The sequence below is a fragment of the Jiangella rhizosphaerae genome (assembly GCF_003579925.1).
Taxonomy (GTDB): Bacteria; Actinomycetota; Actinomycetes; order Jiangellales; family Jiangellaceae; genus Jiangella; species Jiangella rhizosphaerae.
The window spans coordinates 1-18,882 of sequence record NZ_QUAL01000013.1 but is presented as its reverse complement, the minus strand read 5'-3'; the positions used below and the strand labels follow the sequence as shown (position 1 = coordinate 18,882).

Below are 18,882 nucleotides of genomic sequence, written 5' to 3'. Positions count from 1 at the left end.
GCCGACCGCGTCGGGCAGCGGCCGGTCGTCCTCGCGCAGTCGCTGACGGCGGGCGTCGCCCTCGCGGCGCTGGTCGCGGCCGTCCACGCCGGCGCCGACACGCCTGTGCTCGTCGGCGCGGCCGCCGTCGCCGGGTTCACGATGCCGCAGGTCGGCCCGCTGGCGCGCGTGCGCTGGCGGCCCATCACGCACCGGACGGGCAGCGCGCAGCCCCGGCTGGTCGACGCCGCGTTCTCCTACGAGGGCGCCGCCGACGAGGCGTCGTTCGTACTCGGACCGGCGCTGGTCGGCCTGGGCGCGGTGGCGCTGAGCCCGAGCGGTGCGCTGCTCGCCGCCGCCGCGCTGCTGGTCGTGTTCGGCTCGTGGTTCGCGCTGCACTCGACCGCCCAGCTGACCCACGCGCTGCGCGCGTCCGCGGCCGCGCACGGCGAGTCGTTCGTCACCGTCGCGTTCCTGACACTCTGCCTGGCCCAGCTGCTCATCGGCGTCATCTTCGGCGCCACCCAGACCGGCACGACGGCGCTGGCCACCGCCGCGGGCACGCCGGGCCTGGCCGGCCTGGTGCACTCGCTGCTCGGCGTGGGCAGCGTGCTGGCCGGACTGGCCACCGCGGCGCTGCCGGCCCGGTTCGGGTACGACCGGCGGATCCTGGTGTTCGCCATCGGGCTGGTCGTGCTGTCGTCGCCGCTGCTGCTGGCCGGTTCCCTGACGGCGCTCGTCCCCGTCGTCCTGGTCCTGGGCCTCGCCGTCGCGCCGTACATGATCAGCGTGTTCGCCGCCGCCGAGCGGCAGGTGCCGGTCACCCGCGTGGGCGCGGCGATGACGCTGCTGGCCGGCGCCACCGGCATCGGCTACGCCGTCGGGTCCGGTATCGCCGGCCGGCTGGCCGACCTCGGCGGGCACCGGCCGGCGTTCGCCGTGACGGTCACCGCCGCGGCGCTCGCGGTGGTGCTGGCCGTCGTCCGGCTGCGCACCCAGCGTCCGGCGGCGCCCGTCACCACTCCCGGTGAGCTGGCAGCAGCGTCCCAGGGTTGAGGTTCCGGCCGGGGTCGACGGACTTCAGCAGCCCGGCCATGACGTCGGTGCCGGCCGGGGAGATGTCGTCCTCGAGCCAGTGCGCGTGGTCGGTGCCGACGCCGTGGTGGTGGGAGATCGTGGCCTCGTTGTCGATGAACGACTGCTGGATCGCCTTCTTCACCACCCAGTACTGCTCGATCTGCTCCGCCGGCACGTCGGTGCTGGGCGGGAACGCGAAGGTGAAGTACAGGCACGCACCGGAGTGGTAGCTGTGCGACAGGTGGCACATCGCGAAGCCCTTGACGCCGAGCTCGTCGTAGGCGTCGTTGGCCGCCCGGATGGTGTTGGCGTACAGGTTCATCAGCTTCGACCACGGCGCCGCGGTCTCGGACACGTCGCCGAGCGCGCCGATGTCGAGCAGGAAGTCGCGGATGTACGGGGTGTCGAACTTCTTCTGGTCGTACAGCGCGCCCGGGCCCTTGCCGAGCTTGATGCCGCCGTGCTTCTTCACGATCTTGCCGACGATGGCCTTCTCGTGCTTGAGGTGCGACTCCGCGCCCTCGTACCCGATGTAGGACAAGCAGGCGGCGGAGAGGTCCCAGCCGCGCCGCTCCAGCACGTTGAACAGGATCGGCCCGGCCTTCGCCGCCAGTCCCTTCGACGGCTTCTGCATCGAGAGCGAGAACGCGGTCTCGTTGGCGTCGGAGACCCGGGTGACCGTCGGCGAGGCGTCGGACTCGGAGATCTCGTGCATCGCCGCGATGCCGGCCGCCCACGTCGGGAACAGGTAGGCGATGATCTCGCGGTTCTCCGGGACGCGGTGGACGTTGACCCAGGCCTCGGTGATGACGCCCAGCCGGCCCTCGGAGCCGAGGATCATCTCGCGCACGCTCGGGCCCGACGACGTGCTGGGCAGCGGCCGCAGCACGATGACCTTGCCCGGCAGCACGACGCGCAGGCCGCGGGTGATGTCGGCGATGTCGCCGTACTTGTCCGACTGCATGCCCGAGCTACGCGTCGCGATCCAGCCGCCCAGCGTCGAGTGCTTGAAGCTGTCGGGCTGGTGGCCCATGGTCCACCCGCGCGCGTTGAGCTGGTCCTCGAGGTCCGGGCCGAGCGCGCCGGCCTGGATGCGGGCCAGCCCGGCGGCCTCGTCCACCTCGAGCACCCGGTTGAGCCGCCCGAGATCGAGGGAGACGACGACGCGCTGCTCGGCCGGCGGCGGGGTCAGCGAGCCGGAGATGTTCGAACCACCGCCGAACGGGATGAGGACGCCGTCGGCCGCGACCACGGCGTCGACCACCTGCCGCACCTGGTCCTCGTCGCCCGGGTAGACGACGACGTCGGGGACGCGGGGGAGGTCGCCGGCGCGGATGCGGACGAGGTCGACCAGCCCCTTGCCGTAGGTGTGCACCACGCGGCTGTGGTCGTCGGTCTCGACGTACTGCTCGCCCACGGTGTCGCGCAGCTTCGCGGCGAGGTCGTCGCCCAGTTGCGAGGCCGGCACCTTGAGGTCATCGAACGCGGGCGGCGGCGTGCCGGGCGCGTTGAGGTCGATGCCGATCTTCTCCATGACGAACGGCGCCAGCTTGGGCTTGTCGTCGTGGGTGAAGGCGATGCCCTCGACCCCCCAGCCCCACCACTTCTGGTGCTTGACACCCGTCACGACGCCTCCTCCTTCTGGGCGTGGTCGCTCGCCTGCTCCGCCGGCTCGTCCGGCTCGGTAGCGTCGCGCAGCGGTTTCCCCTCGGCGCCGGGGTCGCCGGTGGCCACCATGGCGGCCACCTTCGCCTCGAGCCGTTCGGTCAGTTCGCGGGTCCGTTCGCCGGCCAGCGGGCGGATCGGCGCGCCGATCACCAGTGTCACCGGCGGCCGGCCGGGCTTGGGCCACCAGCGCCCGACCGGCATGGCGTGGTCGGTCCCGATGATGGCCACCGGCACGCACGGCACGCCCTGCGCGATGCTCAGCGCGGCCGCGCCGGGCTTGAACCGCTTGACGCCGCCCTCGGTGTTGCGCCGGGTGCCCTCCGGGAACACGACGACGGGGACGTTCTCGCTCAGCAGGCGGTTGGCCAGGCCGCGGCCCTTGCCCATGTCGGCGTTGGTGCGGCTCACCGGGTAGGTGTTGAAGAACACCGACGTGGTCGCCTTCATCCACCACCAGCGGTAGAAGTAGTCGGCGGCGGCGTTCACGGCCATCGTGCGGGTGTAGCGGCGCGGCAGCTCGGTGACCAGCAGCGGCGCGTCGAGGTGGCTGCTGTGGTTGGCCACGACGATGAACGGGACGGCCAGCCCGTCGAGGTTCTCCGCCCCGCGCACCGTCACCTTCGTCGTCAGGTGCACCACTGGACGCAGGAGCAGGCGCTGCGCCACGAACCGGGCCCAGCGGTGCCAGGCCGCGTGGTACCTCTTCGTACTCGGCAGTTCGCTCATCGTCGTCCGCTCACCAGTCGCGCCGTGACCTTGCGCACCGCCGCCCGAGGGGCGTGCTCGGCCAGCCAGGCCAGGACCTTGAACCGTGCTGACGGTACCGAACGCACGCGGCCCTTCTCGACATCGGCCAGGCAATCGGCCACCACGCGGTCGGCGTCGAGCCACAGCGAGGACGGGATGGAACCGGTGCGGATGCCGGCCCGCTCGTGGAACTCGGTGCGCACCCAGCCCGGCAGCAGCGCCGTCACCTGCACGCCGGTGCCGGCCAGCTCGAGCGACAGGCTCTCGGAGTAGGTGCGCACGAACGACTTCACCGCGGAGTAGCCGCCCATCGTGATGAGGCCGGCGACCGACGACACGTTGACGATGACGCCGTGCCCCCGCTCGCGCATGGAGCGGGCGGCGGCCGCGCCGAGCACGACGACGGCGGTGATCATCAGGTCGATGGCGTGCTCGTGCTCGCTGGTGTCGTCGGTGACCAGGCGCGAGTGGACGCCCTTGCCGGCGTTGTTGACGAAGACCTCGACCGGGGAGTCGTGGTCGGCCAGCCGGGCGGTGACGGCGTCGACCTGCGCGCGGTCGGCGAGGTCGGCGGCCAGCACCTCGACGTCGACGCCGTAGCGCTGGTGCAGCTCGTCGGCGGTGCGCTTGAGCCGGTCCTCGTCGCGGGCCACCAGAACGAGGTCGCAGCCGCGCGCGGCCAGCGCCTTGGCGAAGGCGAGGCCGATGCCGGACGTCCCGCCGGTGACCAGCGCCCGGCCGGTGAGCAGCGGCGCCGTCATGCCCGTCGTGCTCCCCGCACGCTGCGCACGACCGGCGATAGGCGGCCCTCAGCGGTGGTGGTCCAGCTGTGCACCGGCCACCGCTTGGACTTGGCGTACCGGTACAGGCTGGCGTCGGGGTTGACGGCGTTGGGGTGGCCGACGACGTCGAGCCAGGAGCGGTCGGCGTAGCTGTCGCCGTAGGCGTAGGAGCCGGCGAGGTCGAGGCCCTCGGCGCGGGCGTACCGGCGCAGCCATGCGGCCCGCGCCTCGCCGACCAGCGGCGGCGTGGCCAGGTGCCCCGTCCAGCGGCCGGACTCGTCGGACTCCATCTTGCCGGCGACCATGACGTCGAACAGCGGCGCCAGCGGCTCGACGAACACGTCGATCTCGCCGGTGAGCAGGACGGTGCGGTGCCCGGCCTCGCGGTGGGCCTTGATGCGCTCGAGCGCCTGCTCGAACAGACCGCGGTGCAGCGACACCGTCACCTCGTCGGCGATGATCTTGCGCAGCTCGTTCTCGTTGACGCCCTCGTAGCGGCGCATGAACGTGCGGATGAAGTCGCCGCGGTCGCGCCGCTCGGCCTGCAGGTAGCGCGGGCCCAGCGCGACCAGGTTGCTGAGCACGACCGGCCACCGCGACAGCGGCTTGGCCGCCAGCTCGATCCACACGTAGTGTTCGACCAGCGTCGCCGCGGCCACGGTCTTCTGGAGATCGAAGACGGCCATGACGTCGCTGCGGCGCGGCAGTTCCAGCGGCGCCGAGCCGGAGCCGGCGCTCTCGCCGCCGCTGCCGCGGGTCAGGCCGGGCACACCGGGGATGTGGATCTTCTGCAGGTAGTGCGCCCAGTCGATCTCGGTGACGTCGAAGCCGTGCTCGGCCTTGCGGTCGTCGGGCAGCGACGCATGCAGCGCCCGCAGCTTGGCGTCGTCGAAGATGACCTCGGTCTCGGTGTACGGCTGGTACAGCGAGGTGAACTTGCGCAGGGTGTCGAGGTCGCGGCGGGCGCGGTAGATGGTCGAGATCCACTTGCGCGACCGGTCGCCCGGCGGCAGCCGGTCGACCGCCTTGTCGGCGAGGTCGACGACCCGCTCGCGGCGGCGCAGCGCCCGCTCGACCACGCCGCGGTGCGGGAACGACCACGACGGGACGGCGAGGTGGCCGCCCTTGGCGTCCTTGAGCGGGTTGGCCTCGAAGTACTCGTGCACCAGCCGGAGCAGCCGGCCGAACGGCAGCGGGTTGGTGATGCCGGAGCTGACCTGGAAGTACTGCGCCTGGCCCGGCGGGGGCGGCGCGGCGGCCGCGGCGAGCGCGGCGTTGACCACGAAGTCGACCGGGATGACGTCGAGCACGGTGTCGGCCAGCGCCGGGAACTGCGGCAGCAGGCCGCGTCCGTACGCCGCGATCAGCGGGTCGGCAACCTTGAACCCGTCGATCCAGCCCGGGAACGGGTGCTTGAGCGACGACTCGATGATGGTCGGGCGGACGACGGTGAGCCGGTGGCCGTTGCCGGCCCAGAGGTCCTCGGCGACCCGCTCGCCCAGCGCCTTGGTGAACGTGTAGACGTCAGGCCAGCCCAGGCTCTGCGCCCGGGTGCGGCCGGCCTCGACCAGCTCGGCGCGGACCCAGTCCTGCCGGGCCTGCTCGGCGGCCTCGGTGACGACGCGGGAGCCGGCCCGGCCGTGCTCGGCCTGCGCCTGCGTGAGCAGCCGGCGCAGCAGCCGCGGGCTGCGGGAGAGCCGCTCGACCTCGGGCCGGGCGGCCTGGGCGTGGGCGAGCTCGGCGGCGCGGTCGACGTCGTGGTCGAGGCTGCGCTCCTCGGCGATGCCCTTGCGCAGCCCGGCGACGTAGCCGGTGGAGACGTGCACGACGTGCGGGTCGGCGCCGCCGGCGAGCAGCGCGCGGTACAGCGACTCGGGCCCGGACACGTTGGAGGCGAACGCCTCGTCGATGGGCAGGTCGAAGGAGACCGTGGACGCCGAGTGGATGACGACGTCGACGTCGTCAGGCAGCGGCGGGAGGTCGCCGAGGTCGCCCTCGAGGACGGTGACCCGCGCGCGGTACTGCCGCTCGGCCTCGTCGTCACCGACGGCCTTGCGCCAGGTGCTGAAGACGGGCTTGCGGAAGAGCCGGTCGATGCGGTCCTGCGCGCTGAGTGCGCCGCGCGGCCGGACGATGAGGCTGACCCGGGTATCGGGGTAGCTCGACAGCAGCTTCTCGAGCAGTGCCTGTCCGACGAACCCGGTCGCGCCGGTGAGGAGAACGTGTGCGCCGTGCAAGATCGAGGTTCCTCCGCTGGCCGTGGTGGCGCTCACGGGTGGGTTCCCAGGGCACCGTGTCCGGCCCGTGCCAGGTCGAAGTCAGATGCCATGCGCCCTCCCCAGGCAGGTGCCGCCGCTCGGTCGAGCGGAGTTTCGGGGGGTGCCGATGACCCCATACGCCGTGCAGACAATACACAGAATGTAGCCCTTCGCGGGCATCGGCATCGTATCGCTACTGGTGAGTGAGTGGCTCCGGCAGTGGCTCGCGATGCACGACGGTGAGCGACGACACCGCGCGGGTGAGCACGACGTACAGGCGGCGCAGCCCGGCCGGCTCGGCCGCGACGATGGCGGCCGGCTCGACGACCACCACGTGGTCGTACTCCAGACCCTTGGCCAGCGTGGCCGGGACCAGCGTGATCCGTTCGTCGTCGGCCAGTTCGCCGTGGGCGAGACCGGCCTGCCGGAGCGCTGCTCCGGTCTCGGGGACGGTGGCATCGGCGACGATGACGCCGACCGAGCCCTCCCGTTCCGCCACCTCTCTGACGGCGTCGGCGACGGCCGCCTGCAGGTCGCCGGCCACTCGCGTCACGTCGAGACGGCCGGGATTGGACCGGACCGGCTCCGGCGGCGCGATGCCCGGCGCGATGACCGGGAGCAGCCGGGCGGCGAACTCGACGACGGCGGCCGGGACGCGGTAGCCCTTGCGCAGCACCTCGATCGCAGCCTGCGGCCGGCCGCGAGGTCCCGGGCGGGGGCGAGTCGCAGAAGGGCCAGGGGGAGGTGCGTCGTCGTGGGCGAGGTGGCGCAGCGCCTCCGGCCACGACGGCGTCGCCCACGGCGTGGTGCCCTGCGCGATGTCGCCGAGGATGGTCAGCGAGCCGGTGGCGGCACGACGGCCGACGGCGCGCAGCTCCATGGGGGAGAGGTCCTGCGCCTCGTCCAGCACCACGTGCCCGACGCCGGGCACCCGCTCGAGGGCCGCGGCGGCCTCGTCGACCAGCACGGCGTCGGCGTGCGACCACGGCGCCGTCTTCGGGCCGCGGGCGGGCTTGCGCCAGAGCAGCCGCTGCTGCTCGTCCGCGGTCAGCACGCCGCCGGCGGCGGTGGCGAGCAGCTCCGGCTCGCTGAGCAGCCGCATGACCAGCTTCACCGGGTCCAGCGCCGGCCACAGCTCGTCGACGTAGGCCTTCACCGGCCGGGACCGCGCGACGGCGTTCTGGACGCGGTCGTCGGTGATCTCGCCGGCGGCCTCCATGCGCAGCAGGATGCGGTGCGCGAGCCGCTGGCCGAGCAGCGCTCGGGCCGTCGCGTAGCCGTCGCCGCGTTCGCGCAGCGTCCGGATCGCGTCGGCGACCTCGTGCACCGGGACCTGCCAGCGCCGGGTGCCGCGGGTGACGTAGAGCGTCTCGGCCGGCTCCCGGACGTGCGACCAGATCGCGTTGCGGATGACGGTCGCCAGGCGTTCGTCGCCCTTGAGCGCCGCCGTGCCGGGGTCGTCGACGCCCCTGATCGGGACGGTCTGGACCAGCTGGGCGACGGTGACCTGGCGAACGTCCACCTCGCCGAGCGTCGGCAGCACCTGGGCGATGTAGTGCAGGAACGCCTGGTTCGGGCCGATGACCAGCACGCCGGTGCGCGACAGCCGCTCGCGGTAGGTGTGCAGCAGGAACGCCGCCCGGTGCAGGCCGACGGCGGTCTTCCCGGTGCCCGGCGCGCCCTGGACGCACACGGTCCGGTCCAGGCTCGCCCGCACCACCTCGTCCTGCTCGGGCTGGATGGTCGCGACGATGTCGCGCATCGGGCCGACGCGCGGCCGCTCGATTTCCTCGGTGAGGATCCGGCTGGTGATGTCGGCCTCGCCCGGGTCGAGCAGGTGCTCGTCCTCGTACGACGTCAGCTCGCCGCCGGCGAACCCGTAGCGGCGGCGCAGGGTGACGCCGTGCGGGTCGGCCCGCGTCGCCCGGTAGAAGGCGCGCGACACGTCCGCCCGCCAGTCGACCACCATGGGATCGCCGTTTCCGTCCATGACGTGCCGGCGTCCGATGTGGAAGGTCTCCGGCGGCTCGCCGGGCTGCTCGTCGTCGGTGCGGTCGATACGGCCGAAGAACAACGGCAGGTTCGGGTCGTCCTCCAGCGCCTTCGCCCGCCGGTACAGCGCGGCCTTCAGGTACTCGGTCGAGACGTGGTCGCCGCCCTGCGCCGTCAGCGACAGGGTGTGCTCGCGCATCGCCTGGAGGTCGGCGCGGGACCGGCGCAGGTGCTCGCGCTCGGCGTGCAGGACGGGGTCGGCGGACATGGATCGCCTCCAGGGGCTCGGCGGAAGATGGGGCTATCCGACGGCCCGGTGGTCCGGTCCGGTCGCGAAGGGCATGGGAGCTTAGTTCGCGCCGGCTGGAGTGTCCACCGAATATTCGGCGACGGTGTCAGCTGTCGCGCAGGACGTCCTCGGCGTCGGCGATGTGGTAGGCGTAGCCCTGCTCGGCGAGGAAGCGCTGCCGGTGCTGGGCGAAGTCCTGGTCGACGGTGTCGCGGACGATCACCGAGTAGAACCGCGCCGTCCGGCCGTCGGCCTTGGGGCGCAGGATGCGGCCGAGCCGCTGCGCCTCCTCCTGCCGCGAGCCGAACGTGCCGGACACCTGGATCGCGACGCTGGCCTCGGGCAGGTCGATGGAGAAGTTCGCCACCTTGCTGACGACCAGCGTGCGGATCTCGCCGGTGCGGAAGCCGTCGAACAGCCGTTGCCGCTCGCGCACCGTCGTCTCGCCCTTGACCACCGGGGCGCCGAGCCGCTCGCCGATCTCGTCGAGCTGCTCGATGTACTGGCCGATGACCAGCGTCGGCTCGCCGGCGTGCCGCTTCACCAGGCCCTCGACGACCCGCGTCTTGGCGTCGGTGCACGACGCCAGCCGGTAGCGCTCGTCGGGCTCGGCCGTGGCGTAGGCCAGCCGCTCGCCGTCGGACAGCGTGACGCGGACCTCGACGCAGTCGGCGGGGGCGATCCAGCCCTGGTTCTCGATCTCCTTCCACGGCGCGTCGTAGCGCTTCGGGCCGATCAGCGTGAAGACGTCGTCCTCGCGGCCGTCCTCGCGCACCAGCGTCGCCGTCAGCCCGAGCCGGCGGCGGGCCTGCAGGTCGGCCGTCATGCGGAAGATGGGCGCCGGCAGCAGGTGCACCTCGTCGTAGACGATGAGGCCCCAGTCGCGGGCGTCGAGCAGCTCGAGGTGCGGGTAGACGCCCTTCCGCCGGGTGGTGAGCACCTGGTAGGTCGCGATGGTGACCGGGCGGATCTCCTTCTTCGCGCCGGAGTACTCACCGATCTCCTCCTCGGTGAGGCTGGTGCGCTTGACCAGCTCGTCCTTCCACTGCCGGGCCGCGACGGTGTTCGTCACCAGGATCAGCGTGGTGGCGCCGGCGCGGGCCATGGCGGCCGCGCCGACCAGCGTCTTGCCGGCCCCGCACGGCAGCACGACGACGCCGGAGCCGCCGTGCCAGAAGCCGTCGGCGGCCTCGCGCTGGTACGGCCGCAGCGCCCAGCCGTCCTCGGCCAGCGTGATGGGGTGCGCCTCGCCGTCGACGTAGCCGGCGCTGTCCTCGGCCGGCCAGCCGAGCTTGACCAGCGCCTGCTTGAGGTTGCCGCGCTCGGACGGGTGGACGACGACGGTGTCGGGGTCGAGGCGGGCGCCCACCAGCGGGGTGACCCGCTTCGAGCGCAGCACCTCCTCGAGCACCGCGCGGTCGGTGGTGACGAGGACCAGCCCGTGCACCGGGTGGCTCTCGAGCCGCAGCCGGCCGTAGCGGGCCATCGTCTCGGCGACGTCGACGAGCAGCGCGTGCGGGACGGGGTAGCGGGAGTAGGTGAGCAGGGTGTCGACGACCTGCTCGGCGTCGTGACCGGCGGCCCGGGCGTTCCACAGGCCGAGCGGGGTCAGACGGTAGGTGTGCACGTGTTCGGGGGCCCGCTCCAGCTCGGCGAACGGCGCGATGGCGCGGCGGCAGTCGTCGGCTTGGTCGTGGTCGACCTCGAGGAGCAGGGTCTTGTCACTCTGGACGATCAGGGGTCCGTCGTTCACCTCCCCATTGTCCCGTACGGTCAAGGCGTGAGCGAAACGGTCGAACGGGTCACCGAGGTCGGCGACGAGCTGGCATCGTGGCTGCTGAGCTGCTGGGTCGACGTGACGAACGCCGGCGGCGCCGTCGGCTTCCTGCCGCCGGCCGGCCCCGCGGACGTGCGGCCCGCGCTCGACCGCCATCTCGCCGACCTCGCCGCCGGCGCCGGGTTCGTCGGCGTGCTCCGCGTCGACGGCGAGCGGGCCGGGTTCGGCTTCGTCATCGGCTCGGTCAATCCGCTGTTCCGGCACTGGGCGACGGTGCTGCGGCTGCAGGTGCATCCGCGGTTCCAGGGGCGCGGCGCCGGCCGGGCCCTGCTGGACGGGCTGGCCGACCTCGCTCGCGCCGACGGGCTGGAGTTCCTGCACCTCACCTATCGCGACGGCATGGGCCTCGGCCGGTTCTACGAGTCGTGCGGGTTCGTCGAGGTGGGACGCCACCCCGGCTCGATCCGGGTCGCGCCGGGCGACGACCGCGACTCGGTGCTCATGAACCGGAAGCTGTGAAATCGGGACAGAGCGGGCGCGCCGGGAACGCGGGTGCCTCCGTGGGAGTTCGTCACGTGAGGCAGAATGTCCCGCGACCTATCGGCAGCACGTCCCGATCCGGTGAAGGAGGCAGGCCCGCGTAGGGGCACGCGCGCGGCGGCGGCAGCGATGAGCAGCGACGAGACGGTCGGCCGACGGAGTCGGGCACGGCGCAACGGCGTCAGCCCGGCCCAGTATCGCCGTTTTCTGCGTCAGGTCGGCGTCGGTGCCCTGATCCCCGGTGCGGGGCTGATCTCGGCCGGCCGGAAGAAGCTCGGCTGGACCGTCGTGGCGGTGTTCCTGCTGCTCGCCGCCGGGGCTGCGGTGTACGTCGTGCGCAGCGGGCGGTCCGGCCTGGTCGACGCCGGCACCGACACCGGCACGCTCAACCTCATCACCGCCGGGCTGGCCGCCGTCGCCGCCGCCTGGCTGCTCACAGCGCTGGTCAGCCTCTACCTGCTGCAGCCGCGCGGCCTGCGGGGGCCGCAGCGGCTGCTGTCGGCGATCGTCGTCGTGGTGGTCGCCTCGCTGGTGGTCAGCCCGCTCAGCCTCGGCAGCCGGTACGCGTACACGCAGCGCGACCTCATCGGCAACGTCTTCGCCGACGACGACCAGCCCAGCCTCACCGTCCCGAATTCGTCCGACGAGGACCCGTGGGCCGGCCAGCAGCGCGTCAACGTGCTCATCCTCGGCTCCGACGCCGGCCCGGGCCGCGAGGAGACCCGCACCGACACCATCATGGTGGCCAGCATCAACACCGAGACCGGCGACACCGCGCTGTTCTCGCTGCCGCGCAATCTGCTCAACGTCCCGATGCCGCCTGACACCCCGCTGGCCGAGGCCTACCCCGACGGCTTCCGCGGCCCCGAGGAGGACGCCTACTACTGGCTCTCCTCGATGTACCGGTTCGTGCCGTACGAGTTCCCGGAGTTCTTCGAGGGCATCCCCGACCCCGGCGCCGAGGCGATGAAGCTGGTGGTCGGTGAGGTGCTGGGGCTCGACATCCACTACTACGTGATGGTCAACCTGCGCGGCTTCCAATATCTGGTCAACGCGCTCGGCGGCATCGACATCGACGTCCCGTACCGCATCCCCATCGGCACCAAGGAACAGTGGGGCCGCTGCACCGAGCCGTCCGGCTGGATCGAGCCCGGCGAGAACCAGCACCTCGACGGCTATCAGGCGCTCTGGTTCGCCCGCGCCCGCTGCGGTCCCGGCCCGGTCTCCGACGACTACGAGCGCATGCGCCGGCAGCGCTGCGTCATCGGCGCCATCGCCGAGCAGGCCGACCCGATGACGCTGCTGGGCCGCTACCAGCAGCTGGCGCGAGCGGCCGAGCGGACCATGTCGACGGACATCACCCAGGCGCGGCTGTCCGACTTCGCCGAGCTGGCGCTGAAGGTGCAGGACGCCGGCGGCCTGCGCAGCCTGCCGTTCACCGACGACATCATCCAGTACCACGACCCCGACTACGAGCTCATCCGGCAGTTCGTCCAGCAGTCGCTCGACCCGCCGGCCGAGACCCCGCCGCCCAGCTCGCAGGCCCCCGACGACGCCGACGGCCCGACCGGCACGGGCACCGAGTCCCCGGCGGCCGACCCGACGGACGAGCCGAGCGACGACCCGACGGAGGAGACCGAGGAGCCCGCGGGGGAGACGCCGGAGGGCGACACCCCCGCCGACGACGAGCCGACCGGCGACGCCGAGACGCCGGGCGGCACCGAGACCCCGAGCGACGCCAACGGCGCCGTCGACGTCGACGACGTCTGCTGAGTCCTGGGTTGGCGGGGCTCCCCGTCCCCCTGCTGCCCCATTCTCTTGCCGCGCAACCGCGCCTCAAGCGGACCTAGGGGGCGCTTCGCGCGGCGATGACCGCTTGACCCGCGGCTGCGCGGCCAAGAACGGGCAGCTATCAGGGGGACGGGGAGGATCTGGGCACGCCTCGGCATTGCGGTGCCCCGTTTCGCCTGCTTTGTCGGATTGTGGATGGCGATGATCATCAACGATCGCCTACATCACGAGGATTCCGCGAGCTTCACCATGGCTGTAGNCTGCTTTGTCGGATTGTGGATGGCGATGATCATCAACGATCGCCTACATCACGAGGATTCCGCGAGCTTCACCATGGCTGTAGGGGTGTTGACGCTGGGGCAATCCTCGTGATGGCCCCCGAATCACGGTGAAATCTCACCAGGTGGACGCTCCACGACACCAACGCCACACGCAAACGCGGCCAACGCCCCGGAAGCCGTCGCCACACTCCCCCGTCCCCCTGATAGCTGCCCGTTCTGAGCCGCGGGCGCGCGGGTCAAGTCCAAGCGCCCCGACCACAGCACAAGCCCGACCACAACGCGCGCGGACTTGAGGCGCGCGCCCGCGGCCAAGACAATCGGGCAGCAGGGGGACGGGGCCAACGCCACCCAGCAGAGGCGGTCCGCTTGAGGCGCGCGTGCGCGGCCAAGACAATCGGGCAGCAGGGGGACGGGAACCAACGCCACACGACCGGCCAACGCACGGTTGGAGTGGAACAACCTCACCCGGGTGGCCGGAACAGGCCCGTCAGACGAGGTGCACCTCAACGCCGGCCGTGCGCAGGGCGGCCAGTTCGTCCTCGGGCGCGCTCGGGTCGGTGACCAGCACGTCGACCTGGTCGACGTCGCAGATGCGGGCGAACGCGCGGCGGCCGACCTTGTCGCCGGTGCCGACGACGACCACCCGGCTGGCCCGCTGGACCATGAGCGCGTTGATGCCGGCCTCGCCGACGTGCCGGCACGAGACGCCGCCGGCCGCCGTCAGCCCGTCGATGCCGAGGATGAGCATGTCGAGCCAGAGCTCGTTGAGGACCAGCGTCGCCAGCGGCCCGGTCGTCTCGTAGGACTGCGGCCGGGCCACGCCCCCGAGCGAGACGGTGCGGATGTGCGGGCGCAGCACCATCTCCGTCGCGATGTTCAGCGCGTTGGTGACGACGGTCAGCGCGTGCTCGCCGGAGTGGGGGCCGTGCTCGATGCGGGCGGCGATCCGGCGGGCCGTCGCCGACGTCGTCGTGCCGCCGTTGAACCCGACCACCATGCCGGGCTCGACGAGGTCGGCGGCCAGCGCGGCGATGCGTTCCTTCGGGTCGCTCCCCGACGACGCGCGGTAGCGGGCCGGCAGGTCGTAGGCGACGGCCGTCGCCAGGACGCCGCCGTGGGTGCGGGTGACCAGCTGCTGCCGGGCCAGCTCGGTGAAGTCGCGGCGGACCGTCGCCTCGGAGACGGACAGTGCCGACGCCGTCTCGGTGACGCTGAGCCGGCCGCGTTCGGCGAGCAGGTCGAGCATCTGGCGCCAGCGCCGGGCGCGGTCGGGTGCCTGCCCGTCCAGGTCGGTGCCGGCTTCGCCGGCCGGCTGGTCGGTCACGACGGTGTCCCCCTTACTTGACCGCCCCCGCGGTCAACCCCGCTACCAGTCTCTTCTCGATCAGCGCGAACAGCACGACCACCGGCACGATACCGACGATCGAGACGGCGAAGACGTATTGCCAGGCCGACTCGTACTGCCCGACGAACTTGGTCAACGCCACCGACAGCGGCTGGTTCTCCGCCGTCGTGAGGATGACGAGGCTGGCGGCGAACTCGTTCCAGCAGGCGACGAACGTGAAGATGATCGCGGTGACCACGCCGGGCCACACCAGCGGCAGCGTGACGCGGCGCAGGGTCTGCAGCCGGGAGGCGCCGTCGAGGGCGGCGGCTTCGTCGAGCTCGCGGGGGATGGCGGCGAAGAAGCTGTGCATGATCCAGACCGCGAAGGACAGGTTGAAGGCGGCGTTGACCAGGATCATGGCCAGCCACGTGTCGTTGATGCCGAGCGTGACGAACTGCCGGAACAGGCCGGTGGCCAGCACCGTCGGCTGCAGCATCTGCGTGATCAGCACCAGCAGCAGGAACACGAGCCGGCCGGGAAAGCGGTGCCGGGCGGTGTAGTACGCGGCGGGCGCGGCCGCGGCCAGCACGAGCAGCGTGGCGCAGACCGAGATGACGATCGTCGACACCAGGTTGTACGGCAGCGGCGTCTCGGGAGTGGACCACATGTCGACGTAGTTCGACGGCAGCCACTCCTGTGGCAGGTACGTCGGCGGGACCTGGAGGATCTCGGCGCGCGACTTGAACGACCCGATCAGCATGATCAGGTACGGCAGGACGAAGACCAGCGCGATGACGGCGCCGGCGACGGCCATCAGCGGGCGTCGGGAACCCCGCGTACGAACGGCGGCTGCCACGGTCAGTCCTCCCGCATCGGCTTGACGACCTTCAAGTACACGAGGATCACCGCGAGCACGATGAGGAAGTTGACGATGCTCAGCGCGGCGGCGGTGTCGATCTGCCGGTCGGCGCGGATGAACTTGAAGATCAGCGTGGTGGTGGTGTCGGCGTTGTAGCCGGGGATGGAACCGGTGATGACCTGCAGGATCGGCAGCGAGTTGAACACGTTGATGATGTTGATGATGGTGGCCACCGCAAGCGCCGGGCGCAGCAAGGGCAGGATGATCCGCCGGTAGGTGGCCCACGGCCCGGCGCCGTCCATGGCCGCGGCCTCGCGCACGTCGTCAGGGATGGTCTGCAGCCCGGCGAGCAGGGTGTACGTGGTGAACGGCAGCGACACGAACACCGCCACGCCCATGGCGGTGAGGAACGCCGGGACGGCGTTGCGGGTGAACCCGTACGGCTGGTCCAGCAGCCCGATGTCGACGAGGAACGCGTTGATGATGCCGTAGAACGGGTCGAGCCCGTAGTAGACGACGGTGGTGGTCATGACGACGCTGGCCGCCCACGGCACGATGATCGCCAGCCGCACGAACCGCCGTCCGGGGAACGCCTTGTCCAGGAACTGCGCCAGCGCGAGCGAGATCAGCACGGTCACCACGACCACGCCGATCACCCAGACGATGGTGTTGGTCAGGACCCGCGGCAGCGCGGTGAACTCCAGCAGCCGGGCGTAGTTGTCGAACCCCGCCGGGCCGTTGTCGACCCCGAACTGGCTGAGGTCCCGCACCGACGTCCACGCCATGTACCCGGCGGGGAAGAACACCACCCCGGCGATCAGGACCAGCGTCGGCGTCAGCCAGGGAAGTGCCCGGGCCGTCGCGGCCCACCGCGACCACCCGCGCCGCGGCCGTGCGGGCCCGCCCCGCGGCCGGCGTGTCACGCGGCCGTCGGGGCGGGTCGGGGTGTCGGTGGTCATGCGTTGTCGGCGCTGGCCTGGATCTGCTGCAGCACGCTCGCGGCGTCCTGGGTCTGGATCTGCCCGACCAGGCTCTGCAGCGCACCCTGCGTGGCCGCCCACGCCTCGTTGGTGCTCGGGTAGAACTGCGCGTCGGGCAGCAGCGCCAGGAAGTCGGCGAACCGCTCGGCGTTGGCGGTGCCCTCGGCGCCGGACTTCGTCGTGGGCAGGAACCCCTCGGTGTCGACGAAGCTCAGGTAGACGTCGGTGGAGAAGAAGTGGTCGAGGAACGCCCGGATCGCGTCCTGTTTGTCGTCGTCGTTGCGGAACGCCATCAGATGGTCGGCGACACCGAGCGTGACGGGCGACCCGTCCTGCGTCGGGACCGGCGCGATGCCGTAGTTGAGGTCGGGGTTGCGCTCCTCGATCTGCCCGATCGTGGGCGGCAGGCCGACGGCCATCGCGATCTGGCCCTGGATGAAGACGTCCAGCATGGGGGTGCGGTCGGTGGCGCCCGGGTCGGGCTGGGTGGCGCCGGCGTCGATCATCTGCTTCATGAACTCCACCGCGGCGAGGTTCTCGGGGGTGTCGACGGTGATGGTCTCGCCGTCGGTCCACGACCCGCCGCCGCCGAACGTCCAGATCGACGTCTCGGCCTGGGCCTCCTCGCTGCCCAGCGGCATCCCGTACCCGTAGACGCCGGTGCCCAGGCCCGCGACGGCGGTGGCCGCGGCCAGCAGGTCGTCCCAGGTGGCCGGCGGCTCGGTGACACCGGCCTGGGTCAGCAGGTCCTCGTTGTAGAACAGCGCCCGTGCCGAGGCGATCATCGGCAGGCCGTAGACGGTGCCGTCGAGCGAGGCGTTCTCGATGAACGACTCCTGGAAGTCGGCGAACGTGTCCTCGGAGACGACCTCGTCGGCCGGGTACAGCAGGTCGTCCTTCGCGAAGCCGCTGAACGCGTCGATGTTCAGGATGTCCGGCGCCTCACCGGCCTGCACCTTGGTGCGGATGACGTCGTTGATGTTGTCCCACGACTGGACCTCGAGGTTCACGGTGACGTCGGGGTTCGCCTCCTCGAACGAGGCGATGATCTCTTCCCACAGCGCCGTCGTGCCGTCGCTGTACTGCGGCACGAGCAGGTCCAGCGTCGTCGAGCCGCCCTCCTCGGCGGAGCCGCCGCTGCCGCCGTCGTCGCCGCCGAACCCGCACGCCGTGAGCGTGAGCCCCGCCGCCACCGTTGCCGCCGTCAAGGACACCAGTCGTCTCATGTCCGCCCTCCAGGTCCGCTCACCGCGATGATTGTTTGTATGCGTTTCACGCACGTTTCGCGCACAATCTGTCGACGCGGGTACCCATCGTGGCCGCCGTCACAGACGGTGTCAACAGGCCGTGACGGGAACGCAACTTTGACCGGATGTGACGGGGAGCGATTGAGTCTGAGCGATTACAGCGAGATTCGATCGATATGATGCAGGCGCCGGGTCGGTGCACGAGAGGGGACACACATCCATGACCGAACACGTCAGCGCGGAGATCGCCAGTCAGCCGGCCTGCTGGGTCCGTGCCGCCGACCTGCTCGACGACGCTCGCGGGGTACTCCCGGCGCCGGGTGAGCGGGTCGCCGTCGTCGGCTGCGGCACGTCGTGGTTCGTGGCCATGGCGTACGCGGCGCTGCGCGAGCAGGCCGGCCTGGGCGAGACCGACGCGTTCGCCGCGTCCGAGACACCCGTCGGCCGCGGCTACGACGCCGTCGTCGCGATCACGCGCTCCGGCACGACCACCGAGGTGCTCGACCTGCTGGCCGACCTCGCCTCCGCCGGCGCGGGCGCGCCACGCACCGTCGTGCTCACGGCGTCCGCCGGCTCACCGGCCGTCGACGCCGCCGGCCAGGCGGTCGTGCTCGACTTCGCCGACGAGCGGGCCGTCGTGCAGACGCGGTCGGCCACCAGCGCGCTGGCGCTGCTGCGCGCGCACCTCGGGCACGACCTCGGGCCGGTGGTCGCCGACGCGGAGAAGGCGCTGGCCGAGCCGCTGGACGGGTGGACCGACGTCGCGCAGGCGACGTTCGTCGGGCGGGGCTGGACGGTCGGGCTGGCGCACGAGGCGGCGCTGAAGCTGCGCGAGTCGGCGCAGTTCTGGGCCGAGGCCTACCCCGCCATGGACTACCGGCACGGCCCCATCTCGATCGCCGAGCCGGGCCGGCTCGTGTGGTCGTTCGGCCCGCCGCCGGCCGGTCTGGCCGACGAGGTCGCGGCCACCGGCGCCACCTTCGTCACCAGCGAACTCGACCCGATGGCGCACCTGGTGGTGGCGCAGCGGCTCGCGGTCGCGCTGGCCGAGGCACGCGGCCTCGACCCGGACCGGCCGCGGCACCTCACCCGCTCCGTCGTCCTGCCGGCCGGCTGACGTGACCGGGCGGGTGGTCGCCGTCGACGTCGGCGGCACCTCCATCAAGGCCGCTGTGGTCGGCGCCGACGGCCGGCTCGGCCCGGTCGACCGGACGCCCACGCCGCCGGCCGGGTCCGACGGCGCGCCGGTGCTCGACGCCGTCGCGGCGATCGCCGAGCGGCTGAGCGG

General features: G+C 72.0%; 14 protein-coding genes. 4 read left to right on the top strand and 10 right to left on the bottom strand.

Annotated elements, in window-relative coordinates:
• The coding region (locus tag DY240_RS01335) for an MFS transporter (protein ID WP_119658177.1) at nucleotides 1–1,035 on the top strand (1,035 nt) is incomplete at its 5' end.
• Here DY240_RS01335 and DY240_RS01330 read toward each other — a convergent pair.
• The 6 genes from DY240_RS01330 to DY240_RS01305 all read right to left on the bottom strand — a co-directional run bounded on the left by DY240_RS01330 (nucleotide 995) and on the right by DY240_RS01305 (nucleotide 10,545).
• Nucleotides 995–2,683 carry an FAD-binding oxidoreductase gene (locus tag DY240_RS01330; protein ID WP_119658176.1) on the bottom strand — a complete coding sequence of 563 codons (1,689 nt, stop codon included), beginning with the start codon at nucleotides 2,681–2,683 and terminating at the stop codon, nucleotides 995–997. The genes DY240_RS01335 and DY240_RS01330 overlap by 41 nt on opposite strands.
• Nucleotides 2,680–3,450, bottom strand: a complete 771-nt coding sequence (locus tag DY240_RS01325; RefSeq protein ID WP_119658175.1) for a lysophospholipid acyltransferase family protein — start codon at nucleotides 3,448–3,450, stop codon at nucleotides 2,680–2,682. The genes DY240_RS01330 and DY240_RS01325 overlap by 4 nt, the downstream gene beginning before the upstream one ends.
• Nucleotides 3,447–4,232 carry an SDR family NAD(P)-dependent oxidoreductase gene (locus DY240_RS01320; RefSeq protein ID WP_119658174.1) on the bottom strand — a complete coding sequence of 262 codons (786 nt, stop codon included), beginning with the start codon at nucleotides 4,230–4,232 and terminating at the stop codon, nucleotides 3,447–3,449. The genes DY240_RS01325 and DY240_RS01320 overlap by 4 nt, the downstream gene beginning before the upstream one ends.
• On the bottom strand, nucleotides 4,229–6,526 hold the full coding sequence (locus DY240_RS01315) for an HAD-IB family hydrolase (protein ID WP_119658173.1): 2,298 nt from the start codon (nucleotides 6,524–6,526) through the stop codon (nucleotides 4,229–4,231). Before DY240_RS01315 ends, DY240_RS01320 begins: the two co-directional genes overlap by 4 nt.
• Nucleotides 6,527–6,704: 178 nt before the next feature.
• Nucleotides 6,705–8,771, bottom strand: a complete 2,067-nt coding sequence (locus DY240_RS01310; protein WP_119658172.1) for a HelD family protein — start codon at nucleotides 8,769–8,771, stop codon at nucleotides 6,705–6,707.
• Nucleotides 8,772–8,898: 127 nt separating this feature from the next.
• Complete coding sequence (locus DY240_RS01305; RefSeq protein ID WP_119658171.1) at nucleotides 8,899–10,545, bottom strand: DNA repair helicase XPB; 1,647 nt, start codon at nucleotides 10,543–10,545, stop codon at nucleotides 8,899–8,901.
• 27 nt (nucleotides 10,546–10,572) lie between these two features.
• On the opposite strand from DY240_RS01305, the gene DY240_RS01300 reads away from it, so the two are divergent.
• Both DY240_RS01300 and DY240_RS01295 read left to right on the top strand, forming a co-directional pair.
• Entirely contained in the window at nucleotides 10,573–11,088 is a 516-nt protein-coding gene (locus DY240_RS01300) for a GNAT family N-acetyltransferase (RefSeq protein ID WP_199700571.1), read from the top strand.
• A gap of 150 nt (nucleotides 11,089–11,238) precedes the next feature.
• On the top strand, nucleotides 11,239–12,882 hold the full coding sequence (locus DY240_RS01295) for an LCP family protein (RefSeq protein WP_158602694.1): 1,644 nt from the start codon (nucleotides 11,239–11,241) through the stop codon (nucleotides 12,880–12,882).
• A 786-nt stretch (nucleotides 12,883–13,668) separates the two neighbouring features.
• Here the strand turns inward: DY240_RS01295 and DY240_RS01285 are convergent.
• Genes DY240_RS01285 through DY240_RS01270 form a run of 4 tightly spaced genes read right to left on the bottom strand, consistent with a single transcriptional unit; the run spans nucleotide 13,669 to nucleotide 17,573 of the window.
• On the bottom strand, nucleotides 13,669–14,505 hold the full coding sequence (locus DY240_RS01285; protein ID WP_233552563.1) for a DeoR/GlpR family DNA-binding transcription regulator: 837 nt from the start codon (nucleotides 14,503–14,505) through the stop codon (nucleotides 13,669–13,671).
• Nucleotides 14,506–14,518: 13 nt separating this feature from the next.
• Entirely contained in the window at nucleotides 14,519–15,322 is an 804-nt protein-coding gene (locus DY240_RS01280; RefSeq protein WP_119658168.1) for a carbohydrate ABC transporter permease, read from the bottom strand.
• 44 nt (nucleotides 15,323–15,366) lie between these two features.
• On the bottom strand, nucleotides 15,367–16,326 hold the full coding sequence (locus tag DY240_RS01275) for a carbohydrate ABC transporter permease (protein WP_119658167.1): 960 nt from the start codon (nucleotides 16,324–16,326) through the stop codon (nucleotides 15,367–15,369).
• Nucleotides 16,323–17,573, bottom strand: a complete 1,251-nt coding sequence (locus DY240_RS01270) for an extracellular solute-binding protein (RefSeq protein ID WP_119658166.1) — start codon at nucleotides 17,571–17,573, stop codon at nucleotides 16,323–16,325. The genes DY240_RS01275 and DY240_RS01270 overlap by 4 nt, the downstream gene beginning before the upstream one ends.
• A 241-nt stretch (nucleotides 17,574–17,814) precedes the next feature.
• Here DY240_RS01270 and DY240_RS01265 point away from each other — a divergent pair, with 241 nt between their 5' ends.
• The gene (locus DY240_RS01265; RefSeq protein ID WP_119658165.1) at nucleotides 17,815–18,711 is read left to right on the top strand and encodes an SIS domain-containing protein; all 897 of its coding nucleotides are present in this window, start codon (nucleotides 17,815–17,817) and stop codon (nucleotides 18,709–18,711) included.
• The last annotated feature ends 171 nt before the right edge of the window (nucleotides 18,712–18,882 follow it).

Bases quoted from the DNA above. Each gene is read 5' to 3' on its own strand.
- DY240_RS01325 (WP_119658175.1), bottom strand. From the start codon at position 3,450: ATGAGCGAACTGCCGAGTACGAAGAGGTACCACGCGGCCTGGCACCGC.
- DY240_RS01320 (WP_119658174.1), bottom strand. From the start codon at position 4,232: ATGACGGCGCCGCTGCTCACCGGCCGGGCGCTGGTCACCGGCGGGACG.
- DY240_RS01310 (WP_119658172.1), bottom strand. From the start codon at position 8,771: ATGTCCGCCGACCCCGTCCTGCACGCCGAGCGCGAGCACCTGCGCCGG.
- DY240_RS01295 (WP_158602694.1), top strand. From the start codon at position 11,239: ATGAGCAGCGACGAGACGGTCGGCCGACGGAGTCGGGCACGGCGCAAC.
- DY240_RS01280 (WP_119658168.1), bottom strand. From the start codon at position 15,322: ATGGCCGTCGCCGGCGCCGTCATCGCGCTGGTCTTCGTCCTGCCGTAC.
- DY240_RS01275 (WP_119658167.1), bottom strand. From the start codon at position 16,326: ATGACCACCGACACCCCGACCCGCCCCGACGGCCGCGTGACACGCCGG.
- DY240_RS01270 (WP_119658166.1), bottom strand. From the start codon at position 17,573: ATGAGACGACTGGTGTCCTTGACGGCGGCAACGGTGGCGGCGGGGCTC.
- DY240_RS01265 (WP_119658165.1), top strand. From the start codon at position 17,815: ATGACCGAACACGTCAGCGCGGAGATCGCCAGTCAGCCGGCCTGCTGG.